The sequence below is a fragment of the Lentzea sp. NPDC102401 genome, from assembly GCF_044765805.1.
In the GTDB taxonomy this organism is placed as follows: Bacteria; Actinomycetota; Actinomycetes; order Mycobacteriales; family Pseudonocardiaceae; genus Lentzea; species Lentzea sokolovensis.
Map to the genome: position 1 here is coordinate 245,746 of NZ_JBIWKS010000012.1, position 14,464 is coordinate 260,209.

Below are 14,464 nucleotides of genomic sequence, written 5' to 3' on the forward strand. Positions count from 1 at the left end.
AGGTCACGCGGGACCGTGCCGGGGGACGAACGGATCCGTCCCCCGGAACAGGTGTCATGCGACTGCGGGAACCGCGGTCCGAAGTGGACGGCGGCCCAGCAGCCACACGCCGGAGCCGATCAGCAGCGCCGCGAGGACGGCGTTGAGGATCAGCCCGTCCGGCAGACCGCCACCACCGCTGCCACCACCCGTGGGTGCCACGGCACCGGCGGCACCGGAGTTGACCGCGGTGTTGTGGGGCAGCGCCACGTACGGGAACGCGGTGCCGAACGCCTTGTCGTTGGCGTTGACCTTGTCCCCGGCCGCGAGCGCGGGCACGATGCCGCTCACCGCGGCGCCTTCCAGTGCCTGCACGCCGATGTCGAGCACGTCGTCTGTGAGCCGGCGTCCGTTGGGGAAGCCCTGCAGGTCACCGGCGAGCACGCCCAGCCGGTTCGGCGACGCCGCCGGCGGGATGGACGTGTTGAGCCGCAGCTGTTCCGACGGCGTGAACTTCTTCGGGTTCACGTCCGCGTTGTTGAGCTGCGAGTTCAGGTCGGCCTTGATCGGCCCGCCGGCCTTGGTGGTGATGCCGGTCAGGAAGATCTCCACCAGGTCGTTGCGCGGAGTGGCCGGTGCGGGCAGGCCGTAGATCGCCTGGATCAGCTTCGGCACCTCCGGGTCGGTGACCCGGTTGACCAGCTCGGGCGTCTTGCCGTCGCGGTCGGGCGTGAGGGCGTTGAACTTGTCCTTCAGCCCCGCCGGAACGACGACCTCGTTGACCAGCGGGTTGCCCAGACGTGAGACCTGTACGAACGGACCCACCGCCCGGGACTCGCCAGGGGTGAGCACCATCGACTGCCGTTCGGTGTCGCTCCACACCCCGATGACCGGGTTGCGGGTCGCGTCACCCTTGAGCGCCAACTGCGACTTGGGCACCTGCAAGGCGATGGTGTTGACGTTGTAGCCGCGCAGCGTGTCCTGACCGACCTCGGACAGGTTGCCGCCGTAGAGCAGGTCGAACACCCGCAGGTCGAGGAAGAACGCGTCGTCGGACTGGCCGACGAAGCTCTTGCCGCCACCGGGAACGTCGGTGACCGCCTGAGCGCTCAGCGCGCCGTAGTCCGGCATGGACGCCGGGCCGGTGTTGGACGGCGCGACCTTGCCCGAACGGATCAGCTTGCGCTCACGGCCGTCGCGGTCGATCAGCTCCAGCGCGTAGGTCTGCCGGAACAACAGGTTCTCGTCGTCCAGCGACGTCACCGGCCCGTTGTTGTACAGGAACGTCGACTTGCCACGACGGTCCTCGGTGCGGAACGTCCACCGATACGTCAGGTCCGCCTTGGCGTCACCGTCGTTGTCGATGTTGATGTCGTAGCGGGCGTCGGTGGCCCACGGGTAGAAGTTCGGCCCGCCGTTCGGCTCCTGGAACGGCGACCAACTCGCCACCAGCGTGACCGTGTCCGGCTTGTCCGGGCTCACGAACGCGTACACGTCGGTGTTGTCCACCGCCGGGTCACCTGCGATCAACGGCGCTTCACGGTGGCTCGACGCCCCGGCGGAACCCGACCCACCGATCAAACCAGCCGCGAGCAACGTGCTCCCGACCGCTATCAGACTTACCGCCACGCGTCGTCGACGACGCGTGGGAGGGGGTGCTGACATGCTCCATCCCTTCGGATACGTGCCTGCCCGGAGCGACACCCGCCACGCGGACAGGACGACGTTCATTCGCCACCGATGAAGTGCGGGTTTGCCCGGTTCACCCGATCGCGCTCTTGCCAACGGCTGGCATCAAATGCGGGTCCCGGTCAGCCCCCGGAACGCTCTCGGCGCGACGACCCAATCCGCGGGGCTCGCGCCGACGAACCACGACCGTGCGGGCCGCGGAACAGCGCGGCTCGGCAGTCGGACGCACCCGGAGAGGCTGATCGGCTTGTTGCAGACCGTCATCGTGCTGGTCGCGGTGCTCACGGCGGTGTCGTTGCTCCCCTCTCCCACGCCGGCGCTGTGGGTGGTCCGGGCGCTGACGCTGAGCCTCGCGCCTCCGCTCGCCGTGGCGGCGATCGCGCTGGCAGCGGTGGCGGTGTCCAACGGGAACCTGGTCTTCGCGGTGGCGGCGGCGGTCACCGCGGGGGCGCAGATCTGCGTGGCCGGAGCACAGTGGGGACAGGCCCTCGCGCTGGGTGCCCGTCCATCCCCGCTCGCCGTCTTCTTCGACCTGACGGGCTTTCTCCGCGCACGCGCGCCGGAGCGACACGAACTCCTCTCGCGTGACGGTGCCCGGCTTCCGCTGGGGGTCTGGCACCCGGCCGATCGCGCGGTCTCAGGCCCAGCGGTCGTGCTGGTCCACGGTGGAGGGTGGGCCGGCGGGAACTGGCGGCAGTTGCGCGCCTATGCGAACTGGTTGGCGGACAACGGCTACCGCGCGATCTGCGTCAGCTACCGGCTGGCTCCACCTGCCCGGTGGGACGTCGCACCGTTCGACGTGGTCGACGCGCTGCGCTGGGTCGAGACCCACTCGGACGAACTCGGCGTCGATCCCGGCCGAATCGCGTTGCTCGGCTCGTCGGCGGGCGGTCACCTGGCGCTGCTCGCGGCGAGTTTCAACGAACACCCACGTCCCCGTGCCGTCGTGTCGGTGTACGGGCCGGTGGACCTGCTGACCCTGTACGACTCGTTGCGCGGCAAGCGGATCACGCCGGTCGACCGTGAGGTGTCACCGCTGGTGGACTTCCTGGGCGGCACGCCGCACGACGTGGCGGAGCGCTGGGAGTGGAGCTCGCCGATCGCCCACGCCGAGACCGCGCCCACGCACGTCTGCGTGATCACCGGGGCACGCGACCAGTGGGTACCGCTCGACACGATCACGCCGTACGTGATGGCGGTCGAACTGCCGACGCTCGTGGCGCTCAGGCAGGCGGACCACTGCTTCGACCTGGTCTGGGGCTCGATCCCCGCCCAGACGGCACGTTTCGCCATCTTGCGGTTCCTGAACCACGCGCTCGCGACTCGCTGACCACCGGCCCGAGGTCGTGACGCCGGTGCGACGTTCCGGCACCGGCGTCACGGCCACTGCGTACTACTTCGCGAACGCCACGCCGACGACCTCGCCGGCCGCGAGTCCGACGACCGAGGCGCGGCCGGTCCCCAGGTCGACCTTCACCAGCAGTGAGCCACCCAGCAACGACAGCCCCGGCCGCACGGCGGCAAGGGCGTGGTGACGGCCGTCGACGGTGGCGATGTCGAAGCCGTTGGCCTTGTCGACGTCGATGCCGAGCTTGCCGACGGTGAAGAGCTGGCCGGTGTTCGGGGAGACGACCGGCGTGACACCGGCCGCGGTGCCCTGGGTGACCAGCGTGTCCTTGGTGCTGTCGAGGTCGTAGAGCGTGGTGGAGGTCGCTCCGGCGACGCTGTTGGTGTAGCCGGCCGCCGACACCCTCGGCGTGGAGCCCGCCGCGCGATCACCCGGCGCGTAGGCGAGCGTGCCGTCGGTGGCGGCGAGCGCGCCCGTGTCGGGGACGAGGCGGAGGTTCTGACCGGCCGAGGTGACCAGTCGGATGCGGTCCACGGTCGGGTTGAAGTCGAACCCGACCGCCGTGCCGTCGAGCGTGATCGGCGCTCCGACCGCGGTGGCCCGGCCGGTGCGGGTGTCGAGGGTGTAGAGCTGGCCCGAACGTCCGATCGCGTACAGGACGCCGGTGGCGGGTCGCACGTCGATGCCGGCGAGCCGGTCGTGGGCCTTCAGGCCGGTGACGCGGACGCGGTGCTGGGCGAACAGCGGGGACGACCACGTGCGGGTGCTGAGCACACCGTCGTCGGTGAGCAGGTGCACGCGGAGCTGGTCGCCGGACGCCGAGGCGGGCGCCGCGCCGAGCACACCGGCGAGCAGTGCCGCGGCTGCGGCGATGACGGTCGTGCGAACGATGCGCATGGTCTCTCCCAAAGGCCGTGAACGCGGAACACGGGTGTCTACGACGCGTCCTCGCCCGGCGTTGAAGGACGAACCGAACAAATCAGACCCATCCGCACCGGGCTCCGCCACGAACTGGCTTTCAGGTGCGGCGATGGGGAGCTCATGGCGATCATCGGCAAGCGGGCGGATCTGGACCTCCGGGACGTCTACGCCGCGCACGGACCCGAGCTGTACCGCTTCGCGCTCCGCCAACTCGGAGACGGTCAAGCCGCGGAGGAGGCCGTGCAGGAGGTGTTCCTCAGAGCGTGGCGGTCCGCGGACCGCTTCGACCCGGCGCTGGCGAGCCTGCGTGTGTGGCTGTTCGCGATCGCACGCAACGTCGTCATCGACGAGGCACGGGCACGTGCCCGGCACCACCGGCGGCTCGACGCCGTGGCGGCAGAGCCCACCGGGAACGTTTCCGATCATGCGGACGCGGTGCTCGACCAGCGTCTCGTGGAACAGGCTCTGCTGAGGATCAGCGACGACCACCGCACGGCCCTGGTGGAGACTTACCTGCGCGGCCGGTCCTACCAGGACGTCTCAGCCGAGCTGGGTGTCTCTCAGGTGACGCTGCGCAGCCGCGTCTTCTTCGGCCTGAAGGCGCTGCGGCTGGCCATGCGGGAGATGGGGGTGCGGCCGTGAACGACTCCGTGCACGAACGACGGACCGAACTGCTCGGCGCCTACGTCCTCGGTCACCTCACCGGACCCGAACTGCGGGCCGTCCGCGACCACCTGGACAGTTGTGGCGACTGCCAGGACACCGTCACCGAACTCACCCCCGTGGCACGCGCGCTCGCCGGCGTGAACGCCGACAACGTCACCGCGCCCGCGCACCTGGAAGAGTCGGTGCTGCGACGGCTCGACGGCCGGCGCCGGCAGAGGATCCGCACGCGGATCCTGCTCACCGCCGCCTCCGCACTGGTGGTCGCCGGCACGAGCTGGTGGTTGCTGCGCCCTTCCGCACCGCTCGAACCGGTCGCACTGGCGAGGCAGGCCCCCGGGGTGACCGCGGAGGCCGCGATCGTCCCGCACACCTGGGGAGTCGAGATCAAACTCGACGGCCGCGGATTCGTGTCCGGGCAGACCTACCGGGTCGCCGTCACCAGCACCGACGGCGGCGAGGTGTCCGCAGGGTCGTTCATCGGGACGGGCGAGAACCTCCTGCGGTGCAACCTGAACAGCTCGGTCCTGCGCGCGAGCGCGGCGGGCTTCGTCGTGCGCGACGAGACGGGCGCGGTCGCGCTGTCCTCCACGTTTCCCCGGTCCTGATCAGGCAAAGGCACCCGCGGACACCAATCCGCGTCGGCCACTGGCCCGAACCACCAGCATGAAACGCGGAGACACCTGCCCCGACTTCACCTTGCCCGACGACACGGGTACGCCTCGCACCCTGTCGGAGTTCCTGGCCACCGGCCCGGTCGTGCTGTTCTTCTACCCCGCGGCGCTGTCCGGTGGCTGCACCCAGGAGAGCTGTCACTTCCGCGATCTCGCCGGGGAGTTCCGCGAGTTCGGGGCACACCGGATCGGGATCAGCCCGGACGCCGTGAGCAAGCAGAGCGAGTTCTCCACCGCCCACGGCTTCGACTACCCACTTCTGTCTGATGTGGACGGTGCGGTCGCGAAGCAGTTCGGTGCCTGGCGGCGCTTCCTGCCCCTGCACACCCGCAGGCGCACCTTCGTCATCGACACCGACCGCCGGATTCTCGAAGTGATCAAGAGTGAGCTGAAGTTCGACGCCCACGCCGACCAGGCTCTCGCGGTTCTGCAGGAACAGGCGGCCGGGCGGCACTAGGAGACGGCGGTGAAGACCATCGAGTGCCAGCCGGTGGCGCCGTCCGGGATGGGGGCCGCGCGCTCGTTGGTCTGCGTGTAGCCCTTCCGGTCGGTCGCGCGGCACTCGACCGTGTGGTTGCCGGGCGCCACGTCGAGCTCGATCCGCCACATCCGCCAGGTGTCGACGTTGACCTCCTTGCTCAAGCTCGCCTGCTGCCACGACCCGCCGTCGACGCGGACCTCGACCTTGTCGATGCCGAGGTGCTGGGCCCACGCGATGCCCGCCGCGACGAACCGGCCCGCGGGCGCCCGTTCGAACGACTTCGGCCGGTCGATCCGCGACATCACCTTCACCGGGGCCTTCTTCGCCCAGCCGCGCTGCGCCCAGTACGGGTCGAACGCGTCGAAGGTGGTGAGTTCCATGTCCACCAACCACTTCGTCGCCGACACGTACCCGTAGAGACCGGGTACGACCAAGCGGACCGGGAAACCGCGTTCCAGCGGCAACGGCTCGCCGTTCATGCCCACGGCCAGCATGGCGTTCGAGCCCGGCGCCATGATCGAGGAGACCGGCGTGCCGCACGTCCAGCCGTCCACGCTGCGGGTCGCGAGCTGGTCGGCACCCGACTGCACACCCGCGTCGCGCAGCAGGTCGGCCAGGTCCACGCCGATGAAGTTCGACGTCGAGATGTACGGGCCGCCGACCTCGTTCGACACGCACACGAGCGTGATCGTCTTCTCCACCAGCGGGCGGCGCAGCAGGTCGTCGTAGGTGAGCACCATCTCGTTGTCCACCATGCCGTGCACGCGCATCCGCCAGTCCTCCGCCCGAAGGCGAGGGATGGAGAGCGCGGTGTCGACGCGGTAGAACTTCTCGTTCGGCGTCAGGAACGACGGCGTGCCTTCACGGGAGAAGTCCGCGTCGAACGGGATTTCCGGCGCCTTCCTCCCCGGCCGCAACGTGATCCCGCGCCGCGACGCCTCCACGTCCACCCGGCCCGCGAGCAACTGCCCACCCACTCCCGCGACCGCGGCTCCCGCCGCGACCGCCGCCGTCGACAGCAGGAACTTCCGCCTTCCCGGCGCCACCGCGGGAGCCTGGGACCACAACCAGCGGAACGCGACGACTCCGACCACGAGGCTCGCGAGCGGCGCGACCACCGCCCACCCGGTCGTCGTCGGCCGGGTCAGCACCGCGGCGATCCCGAGCAGACCGAGCAGGCCGGCGAGCGCTGTGCCTGGCCACGGGCTGCGCCGCGACAGCAGGCCCGCCACGACGCCGAGTCCGGCGAGCACGACCGCCATGCCGCCGAGCAGCACCAGCTTGTCGTTCTCACCGAACGTGCGGATCGCGAAGTCCTTGACAGGGTGCGGGGTCAGGTCGATCGCGGTGTTGCCGACCGCCAGGAACGGAGAGGCCAACGGACTCACCAGTCCCGCGACCAGATGGCCCGCCGCCAGTGCCGCGGTCACGGAGACGAGGCCGATGAGGATGGATCGCGTTGCCTTCACACCAGTGGTTCGGGACGAACCCTCCGGCAGATTGGGCGGCGACGGAACTCACCACCGCGGAGTGATGCCCGAGACTGTGCCGGCTGCGCAGGACGATCGACACCGAGGTCCAGTCCGCCTGATCGAATCAGCACTTCCCTAGGACAGATCGACGTCCTCCAGGGCGCGTTCGAGCTCGCGCCGGTTCTTGGCACCGAGTTTGTTGCGGATGCGGGTGACGTGGTGCTCGACGGTCTTGGCCGAGATGAACAACGCGTCGCCGACCTCTCGGTAGGTGAGCCCGTCCCGGACCAGCGCGGCCACCTCCTGCTCGCGTTCGCTCAGGACTTCGGCGCCACCGCTGCTCTGTCCCCCGCTGCCGTGGAACTGACGGGCGATGTCGAGCAGCCGGGTCATCGCCTTGCGGTCGGTGGTGTGCATGGCCGCGTGCCCGGCGAGCCTCGCCGCGTCCGCGCGCATGCCGTGGGCGTGCAGTTCCTGTGCCGCCGCCTCGACGCGTGCGTGGTCCACGTCCCCCAGGCCTGCCCGGCTCCAGCAGTGCGCGGCGAGCGAGAGCGCACGGGCGAACGGCAACGCGTTCGCCGCATCGTCCAGGATCGCGAGGTGTTCCTTCGCCGATCCGTGGTCGCCCAGCAGGAGCGCGGTGTGGAAGGCGTTCCAGCGCGGGAGAACCGACCACAGTGGAGGGTCGCCGAGATCGGCCAGCAGCGTCCACGCCTCGTTCAGGTGCGTCTCGACCCGGTGGTACTGGCCGATTCTGGCCGCGGCGACGGCGATCTCGGTCAACGGGATCAAGGTGTAGAGGTCGACCGGGTGGACGACCAGGGCTTGCTGGGCGGGCTCCCACGCCGCCGACAGCGCGCGGAGGTCTCCGCCGCGGCGGGTGATGCCGAGTTCCAGCGCAGCGGCGAGCAGGGCCTCGCGTGGCTCCCTGGCGAGGCCCGGACGCGAGAGTCGTCGTGCCGCCTCGATGTCACCGCCGAGGAGTTCCACGCAGGCGAGCAACAGCTGGTGCCGGTCCGCGTGCAGTCCCCTGCCGCCGTCGTCCTGGACGGCCTTGGCGAGCAGCGACCTCGCCACTGTCAGCTCCCCCGCGTGGACGCAGATCAACGCGGCGAGCGCGGTGGGACTGTCCGGTTGCACCACCGCGCGGGCTCCGGCCTGGTTCACCCCGGCCGTGGCCACCGCGGCGGCGACCGCGGCCATCGGCGACCCGGTGACGGTCCCGAGGACCACGTCGGCCAGCCGGTGCCCGAGCGTGTCGGTCAACGACCTGGCGAGATGCGACCGGGCGCCGGACTGGACGGTCCGGGCGTCCTCCAGCCGCCCCGCGCCGAGAAGGCCCGTCACCGCGAAGCCCAGCGCAAGACCGTTGTCCGAGCGCTGGAGCAGTTCGCCTCCGCGGCCGACCTGCCCTCGCAGGGTCAGCGCGGTCGCAGCCACCAGCAACGCGTCCGCGTCGGCGTGTTCCAGGTCCAGGACGCTCACCGCGCCGTCGAGATCACCGCTGAGAGCGCGGGCCCTCGCCAGAAGTGCCGAGGATCCGGTGCCGGCGAGGGTGAACAAGCGCGCCGCGAACGTCGGATCGTCGTCGATCACCTCCTGGCCGGCGGCCACGAACACGTCAGCGAGCCCGGGATCCGCCACACCGAGGTCCAGCAGGGACCGCGCGTAGCCGGCCACCGGCTCGGCGCGGTCAGCCTGGTTGAGGGCGAGTTTGCGCAGCATGTCCGCTCGTTGTTCCGCCGGCGCGTACGCCTCGATCGCGTCCGCCGCGACGGCGAGCGGAGTTCCGTCGATCCGCAGCAGACCCGCCGACCTGAGGGCCTCGACGGACTCCGACACCACGCCGAGGTCCAGCGCGAGCACCGCCGCGAGCAGGCCGACGTCGAAGGGAGCGCCGGCGGACAGAGCGAGCAGGACGTCGTGCGCGGCGACGGACAACCCGTCGAAGTGGCGGGCGAACGCCGTACGCGGATCCCGCGAGAGCTCGTCGAGCACGAACCCCGGGGTTCCACCGGTCCGCTCGTGCAGCAACTCCGCGAACTCCTCGCTCACCTCGGTGCCCTGGACGCGCGCGGCGAGAGACCGCACATGTCCGCGCGACAGAGGTCGCAGTTGCACCCGGACCACCGAACCGGGCAGCTTGCCGACGAGACGGGCGAGCGCCCGGTTGTCCGGCCACGTGCGGTGGGCCACGGCGAGCCGGCCTCCGGCGTCGACCTCCTCCAGCAGCCGATCGACCTCGTCATCACCGAGAAAGTGGCCGTCGTCGACCACGATCGGCTGGCCGAAGGTGGACAACAGCGCGGTCTTGCCGCACCCGGCCGGTCCGGTCAGCACGACGTGGTCCGCACCGCGTGCGCGTTCGAGCGTTCGCCTGGACCCGTCGTCGATCAACAAGGGCGTGTCCGACAACGGGGACATGGGCGCGTGCACCTCCAACGGGTCGGACTCCACCTCTGTGCTTCGGTGCGTCACCCGTTCAGGTTTGGTCATCGCCCCAAGATCGGGACATACCCCTATCCCCCTACTCGGAGTCGAGCAAATCCCCGATCCGTTGCCGCTCGATGAGACCAGGCATGTCACCCGATGCGGTGAGAGCGCCGTTCTTCGTAGCTTTCAGTGGCACAAGCACAACGACGCACCTGGAGTTCGACGTGGACCTGCCCCAGACGCTGCACGACTTCACCCTCAACCTGCTCGGCGACCCCGACGCCCGGTCGGCCTTCCAGCTCGACCCGCAGGGCTCGCTCGACGCGGCCGGTCTCGGTGACGTGCACCCGGCGGACATCCAGGAGCTGCTGCCCCTCGTGCTGGACTTCGCCCCGACCACCGCCGTCGGCGACTTCGGCTCGACGATCTCCGGCCTCGACCTCGACCAGCAGCTCGACCTGATGAGCACGCTGCAGAACACCGTCGGCCAGCAGGTCGACGACAACTCCGTCCTGGGCTCGGTCTCCGGCCTGACCGCCGCCGTGCACGGCGTCACCAACGGCTTCGACGTGCTCAGCGACCCCTCCAGCGCGCTGGACGCCGTCGGCGACACCCAGATCACCGACGTCACCAGGACCGTCACCGACCTCGACGTCACCGACACCGTCGGCAACATCAGCAACGGCACCGACGTCCTCGACACCGCCCACATCACCGACGTGGCCGGCGACGTCACCAGTAACCTCCACACGGGCGACCTGGGCGTCCAGGACGTGCTGAGCGGCGACCTCACCTCCACCATCGGCAACGTCACCGACAACGACCTCTCGCTCGACCACGTCGGCAACGTCACCGACGTCGTGTCCAACGTGGGCAACCTCGGCGACGTGACCGGCGTCGGCCACGTCGGCGACATCGGAAAGATCGGCGACATCTCCGGCGAGCTCGGCGACGTCAACGTCGGCGGCGTGCTCAACGACCTCGACCTGAGCCTCTGACACACCTCTGCTGAAGGCCGCCCCGACCGCGCTCCGGGGCGGCCTTCCGGCGTCAGCGCCGCACGAACAGTCCACTTCGGACTGACAGCGGCGGTGTTCTCGCAGATCCGGGGAACAAGATCCGCGGAACGCGGCAATCCGGTCGCCGGACCGCGCCGAAGTACCGAAGTGAAACCGGGAATGACGCGTGCGATCAACCCGCACCTGCCGACCGGTGCACACGCACTCGACGCGCTGCCGGACTTCGAGTGCGCGGAGTTCGAGACACACCTGGACAGGTGTCAGGCCTGTGCGGACGAGACGACAGGCTTGCGGGAGACCGCCGCCCTGCTCGGAGGTGCGGTGGACCGCCTCCATCCGAGATCCCTTCGCCCGCAGGTGTTGAACGCGGTCACGTTCGTACGGCAGGTGCCGCCGCGTTCGGAGCACGTCAACGTCTCCTCGCGGCGTCAAGGCCTCCAGCGCGCCGCCGCACTCGTCGCCGCCGCCTGCCTGGTGGCCGGTGCGGTGGCCGGCGTGCACAGCGCACTGACCTCGGCCTCCACCTCGCCGGTGACGGCCACCGCACACACCCCGATCGGCGACCTGCTCGCGGCACCGGACCTGCGGCTGGTCAGCGCGGGAGATCCAGCGGGAAGCGCGGCGCTGTCGGACAGCCGCAGCGAGATGCTCTTCCTCGCCGACGGTCTGCGTGCCCTGCCCGCCGGTCGCACCTACCAACTGTGGCTGGTGGACGACCACGGCCCGCGTTCAGCAGGGACCACGCATCCCGCCGGTGGCGTGACCTCGATGCTGGTGCGCGGAATCGACGGGGTCGGCGAGGCAGTCCTCACCATCGAGCCCGCTGGAGGCTCACCGAGCCCGACAGGCGCTCCGACCATCACCATCACCCTGCGCTGAGCACACGGCCAATCCGGTTCGGGCGACGCGCCGAATCCTGAGGTGTGACAGACCACATCCTCGTCATCGGGTACGGCGACACAGGTCGCGACGCCGTCAACTCGGTCCTGGCCTCGCAACCGGACGCGCGGCTGACGGTGCTGGACATCGACTTCGTCGCCGCCGCCGAGGCCACCGCCAACGGTGTCACCGCGATCCAGGGTGACGGCAGGGACGGATGCGCGCTCGACAAAGCCGCCGCCGACCTCGCCGACCGGATCGTCATCGCGGTGCCGGACGACCTCAACGCCTTCCTGATCGCCAGAGCGATCCGGCCCCTGAACCCCGACACCGTGATCGTGGCACTCATCCGCGAACCGGAGAACCACGCGCTGTTCGTCTCCGAAGGCGCGGTGACCGTCCACTTGCGATGTTCAGGTCAAGATCCGCGTACGTGAAAACTCCGGGAACCGCGTACACAGCGCGGTTCCCGGAGTTCGCGGTACTGCTACCCCTGGAGATGTCAGGCAGGCAGCAGCACCGAGTCGATGAGGTAGACGGTCGCGTTCGCGGTCTTCACGCCACCGCAGATCACGTTGGCGTCATTGACCTTCAGCGCGTCCTTGGAACCGGTGACCTTCACGGTGCCGGTCTGCACGGTCTTCTGGTCGCCGGCGATCTTGTCGGGCGAGATCTGGCCGGGGACGACGTGGTAGGTCAGGATCTTGGTCAGCAGCGCGTCGTCGGTCTTGAGCTTCTCGATCGTCGCGGCGTCGATCTTCGCGAACGCCGAGTCGACCGGCGCGAACACGGTGAACTCCGCACCGTTCAGCGTCGAGACCAGGTTGACCTTCGGGTTCAGCTTGCCCGACACGGCACTGACCAGCGTCGTGAGCAACGGGTTGTTGCTCGCGGCCACGGCAACCGGGTCGGCAGCCATACCGGACACGGAACCGGCGCCGGACGGAACCTGCTTCGCGTAGTCGGCACAGCCCGGGCCGACGAGGTTCGCGGCCGGGTCCGCCATCGCCGACGACGGCGCCGTCGAGGTCGCCGAGGTGGGTGCGGTGCTGGAGCTGCTGCTGGCCATGTCGCCCGAGCCGCAGGCCGCGCCGAACAGGGCGAGCGAGGCGGCTCCGATGGCGAGGACGGTGTTGCGGACGGTCTTGTTCATGACGGGACATCTCCAAGGAAGTGAACGGGAGACTTGCTGCTCGTGATTCGCCACCCCCACGAGAACGGATGGGTGCGGTTACCGATCCGTTACCCGACTTCCCGCAGAACGCTCATGACCAGCACAAGGCCGGAAAAGCCGGGACTCTGTCCACAGTCGACGATCAACAGCGCCGACTTCGCTTCGCTCTCATCACTTCCGAGCACCGGCCTCCGCGGTCAGGCCACCGCGATCGCGAGAACAGGGACCGTCGTGGGAGCCGGGGAGCCCCCACTCGGTTCGACGGTCAACGCGAACGCCCGCGCGTCGGCAAGCCCGTCGGCGACCACGGGTTCGCCCCGCAGCAACCCGGCGGGACGCGGGTCACCGGTTCCCACCACCCACAACTGGTAGTCGCGGTCCGCGGACAGGGACGGCAAGCCGCTCGCGAGGAAAACAGCCTTGCCGCGGCTGGGCGAGATCACCACCGTCGCCTTGCCCCCGTCAGCCCCGGGCTCGCTCAGAACCTTCGCGTCAGGAGCACTCAGCAGGTCCGACACCTGGCTGTGGCCGGCCGCGGACTGCCTCAGGGTGTCGAGCTCACGACGGTCCCGCACGCCCTGGGCACCGACGACCACGGCCACCAGCACACTGGCCGCCGCCGCGAGCACGCTGGTACGGACCAACCATCGATTGCGCGCCGGCAACGCGGCCATCGGCTCCACGGGCACAGACGCCTGCGGAGACAACTGGCGTGTGGCAGTGACATCGGTCAGCACCCGCGTGCGCAGGTGCGCGGGCGGTGCGATCTCGGCCACCGTCCCCAGCACGGCCGCGGTGGCCTGCAGTTCGGCGATCTCCTCGGCGCACGACGGGCAACCGTGCAGGTGCGCCTCGAACTCGGCGCGTTCGGTGTCGCTCAGCGCGTTCACCGCGTAGACGCCCACAAGCGTGTGCAGATCCACAGTCGCGCTCACACCGCCACCCCCAGACAGTCGCGCAACCTGATCAGACCATCGCGCATCCGAGTCTTCACCGTGCCCAGGGGAACATCGAGCAGGCTCGCCACCTCCGGATAGCTGTACCCCTGGTAATAGGCCAGCTGCACCGACTCGCGCTGCAACTCGGTCAGGAAGCCCAGGCACCGCCGGACCTTGCGCTGCTCGAGACGTTCGGTGACCTGCTCGACCACCTCGTCGAACGGCGTCATGGCGCCCAGCACCGCGACCCGCTCGTCCCGGTCGGCCGCAGCCTGCGCCGACCGCACCCGGTCCACCGCACGCCGATGCGTCATCGTGAGGATCCAGGTCATCGCCTTGCCCCGCTCAGGATCGAACCGGCTCGCGGTCCGCCACACCTCGAGCATGACCTCCTGGAACACCTCCTCCGACTGAGCCTGGTCCCGCAACACCCGCCGCACCAGCCCGAAAACCGCACCCGACACCGCGTCGTACAACTGCCCGAACGCGGCCTCGTCACCACGCGCCACCCGCAACAGGAGTTCGTCCGCACTCGCCGCCGCCCCGGGATCTCCGCGTTCGAGGGAGACAACCGATCGCGGCTGATCACGTTCCGGCACAGAACTCCTCAGTCTCGGCCCGTCCGACTTCGTTCCGGGGCCGCCGCCCAGCCGGATGGACAGGGCGCACGCCACACCGATGAGGACTACCGAGAGGTGCCCGCATCGCGCGTCGAAGAGCAGTGGGAAATCGTGACTGTACGAGGTTTCGCACGCGGGCTCCAACCGTGGAAGGGCCACACCATCGAGTGAATT

The 14,464-nt window shown here is 69.8% G+C and carries 14 protein-coding genes; 7 read left to right on the forward strand and 7 right to left on the reverse strand.

Going from position 1 to position 14,464, the window contains the following annotated elements; genetic code table 11:
• Positions 1 to 54: 54 nt before the first annotated feature.
• On the reverse strand, positions 55 to 1,644 hold the full coding sequence (locus tag ACIRG5_RS35605) for a DUF4331 domain-containing protein (RefSeq protein WP_402913150.1): 1,590 nt from the start codon (positions 1,642 to 1,644) through the stop codon (positions 55 to 57).
• A gap of 271 nt (positions 1,645 to 1,915) precedes the next feature.
• On the opposite strand from ACIRG5_RS35605, the gene ACIRG5_RS35610 reads away from it, so the two are divergent.
• A complete protein-coding gene (locus ACIRG5_RS35610) occupies positions 1,916 to 2,998 on the forward strand; it encodes an alpha/beta hydrolase (RefSeq protein WP_402913152.1) in 1,083 nt (360 codons plus the stop codon).
• Between the two features lie 63 nt (positions 2,999 to 3,061).
• Here ACIRG5_RS35610 and ACIRG5_RS35615 read toward each other — a convergent pair whose 3' ends face one another.
• Positions 3,062 to 3,913: a DUF4394 domain-containing protein gene (locus ACIRG5_RS35615; protein ID WP_402913155.1), complete on the reverse strand. Its 852-nt coding sequence runs from the start codon at positions 3,911 to 3,913 to the stop codon at positions 3,062 to 3,064.
• Positions 3,914 to 4,057: 144 nt separating this feature from the next.
• On the opposite strand from ACIRG5_RS35615, the gene ACIRG5_RS35620 reads away from it, so the two are divergent.
• From ACIRG5_RS35620 to ACIRG5_RS35630, 3 genes are read left to right on the forward strand one after another with little or no spacing between them, the layout of a single operon-like run.
• On the forward strand, positions 4,058 to 4,579 hold the full coding sequence (locus ACIRG5_RS35620; RefSeq protein ID WP_402913157.1) for a sigma-70 family RNA polymerase sigma factor: 522 nt from the start codon (positions 4,058 to 4,060) through the stop codon (positions 4,577 to 4,579).
• A complete protein-coding gene (locus tag ACIRG5_RS35625; protein WP_402913160.1) occupies positions 4,576 to 5,208 on the forward strand; it encodes an anti-sigma factor family protein in 633 nt (210 codons plus the stop codon). The genes ACIRG5_RS35620 and ACIRG5_RS35625 overlap by 4 nt, the downstream gene beginning before the upstream one ends.
• A 58-nt stretch (positions 5,209 to 5,266) precedes the next feature.
• The gene (locus ACIRG5_RS35630; protein WP_402913162.1) at positions 5,267 to 5,731 is read left to right on the forward strand and encodes a peroxiredoxin; all 465 of its coding nucleotides are present in this window, start codon (positions 5,267 to 5,269) and stop codon (positions 5,729 to 5,731) included.
• Here ACIRG5_RS35630 and ACIRG5_RS35635 read toward each other — a convergent pair.
• Together ACIRG5_RS35635 and ACIRG5_RS35640 are read right to left on the reverse strand one after the other, a co-directional pair.
• A complete protein-coding gene (locus ACIRG5_RS35635) occupies positions 5,728 to 7,185 on the reverse strand; it encodes a molybdopterin-dependent oxidoreductase (protein ID WP_402913164.1) in 1,458 nt (485 codons plus the stop codon). The two genes, ACIRG5_RS35630 and ACIRG5_RS35635, sit on opposite strands and share 4 nt — an antisense overlap.
• A 177-nt stretch (positions 7,186 to 7,362) precedes the next feature.
• Complete coding sequence (locus ACIRG5_RS35640; RefSeq protein ID WP_402913167.1) at positions 7,363 to 9,723, reverse strand: LuxR C-terminal-related transcriptional regulator; 2,361 nt, start codon at positions 9,721 to 9,723, stop codon at positions 7,363 to 7,365.
• A 161-nt stretch (positions 9,724 to 9,884) separates the two neighbouring features.
• Between ACIRG5_RS35640 and ACIRG5_RS35645 the strand changes: the two genes are divergently transcribed.
• The 3 genes from ACIRG5_RS35645 to ACIRG5_RS35655 all read left to right on the forward strand — a co-directional run bounded on the left by ACIRG5_RS35645 (position 9,885) and on the right by ACIRG5_RS35655 (position 11,995).
• Positions 9,885 to 10,658: an IniB N-terminal domain-containing protein gene (locus tag ACIRG5_RS35645; RefSeq protein ID WP_402913169.1), complete on the forward strand. Its 774-nt coding sequence runs from the start codon at positions 9,885 to 9,887 to the stop codon at positions 10,656 to 10,658.
• Positions 10,659 to 10,838: 180 nt separating this feature from the next.
• On the forward strand, positions 10,839 to 11,558 hold the full coding sequence (locus ACIRG5_RS35650; protein ID WP_402913171.1) for an anti-sigma factor domain-containing protein: 720 nt from the start codon (positions 10,839 to 10,841) through the stop codon (positions 11,556 to 11,558).
• A 44-nt stretch (positions 11,559 to 11,602) separates the two neighbouring features.
• The gene (locus tag ACIRG5_RS35655) at positions 11,603 to 11,995 is read left to right on the forward strand and encodes an NAD-binding protein (RefSeq protein ID WP_402913173.1); all 393 of its coding nucleotides are present in this window, start codon (positions 11,603 to 11,605) and stop codon (positions 11,993 to 11,995) included.
• A 65-nt stretch (positions 11,996 to 12,060) separates the two neighbouring features.
• Here ACIRG5_RS35655 and ACIRG5_RS35660 read toward each other — a convergent pair whose 3' ends face one another.
• The 3 genes from ACIRG5_RS35660 to ACIRG5_RS35670 form a co-directional block, all read right to left on the reverse strand.
• Positions 12,061 to 12,711: a fasciclin domain-containing protein gene (locus ACIRG5_RS35660; RefSeq protein WP_402913175.1), complete on the reverse strand. Its 651-nt coding sequence runs from the start codon at positions 12,709 to 12,711 to the stop codon at positions 12,061 to 12,063.
• A 218-nt stretch (positions 12,712 to 12,929) separates the two neighbouring features.
• Positions 12,930 to 13,667 carry an anti-sigma factor domain-containing protein gene (locus ACIRG5_RS35665; protein WP_402913177.1) on the reverse strand — a complete coding sequence of 246 codons (738 nt, stop codon included), beginning with the start codon at positions 13,665 to 13,667 and terminating at the stop codon, positions 12,930 to 12,932.
• Positions 13,664 to 14,269 (reverse strand): sigma-70 family RNA polymerase sigma factor, encoded by a 606-nt coding sequence (locus tag ACIRG5_RS35670; protein WP_402913180.1) that lies wholly within the window; start codon positions 14,267 to 14,269, stop codon positions 13,664 to 13,666. The genes ACIRG5_RS35665 and ACIRG5_RS35670 overlap by 4 nt, the downstream gene beginning before the upstream one ends.
• Positions 14,270 to 14,464: the final 195 nt, after the last annotated feature.

Bases quoted from the DNA above. Each gene is read 5' to 3' on its own strand.
- ACIRG5_RS35620 (WP_402913157.1), top strand. From the start codon at position 4,058: ATGGCGATCATCGGCAAGCGGGCGGATCTGGACCTCCGGGACGTCTAC.
- ACIRG5_RS35605 (WP_402913150.1), bottom strand. From the start codon at position 1,644: ATGTCAGCACCCCCTCCCACGCGTCGTCGACGACGCGTGGCGGTAAGT.
- ACIRG5_RS35660 (WP_402913175.1), bottom strand. From the start codon at position 12,711: ATGAACAAGACCGTCCGCAACACCGTCCTCGCCATCGGAGCCGCCTCG.
- ACIRG5_RS35640 (WP_402913167.1), bottom strand. From the start codon at position 9,723: ATGACCAAACCTGAACGGGTGACGCACCGAAGCACAGAGGTGGAGTCC.
- ACIRG5_RS35630 (WP_402913162.1), top strand. From the start codon at position 5,267: ATGAAACGCGGAGACACCTGCCCCGACTTCACCTTGCCCGACGACACG.
- ACIRG5_RS35615 (WP_402913155.1), bottom strand. From the start codon at position 3,913: ATGCGCATCGTTCGCACGACCGTCATCGCCGCAGCCGCGGCACTGCTC.
- ACIRG5_RS35650 (WP_402913171.1), top strand. From the start codon at position 10,839: ATGACGCGTGCGATCAACCCGCACCTGCCGACCGGTGCACACGCACTC.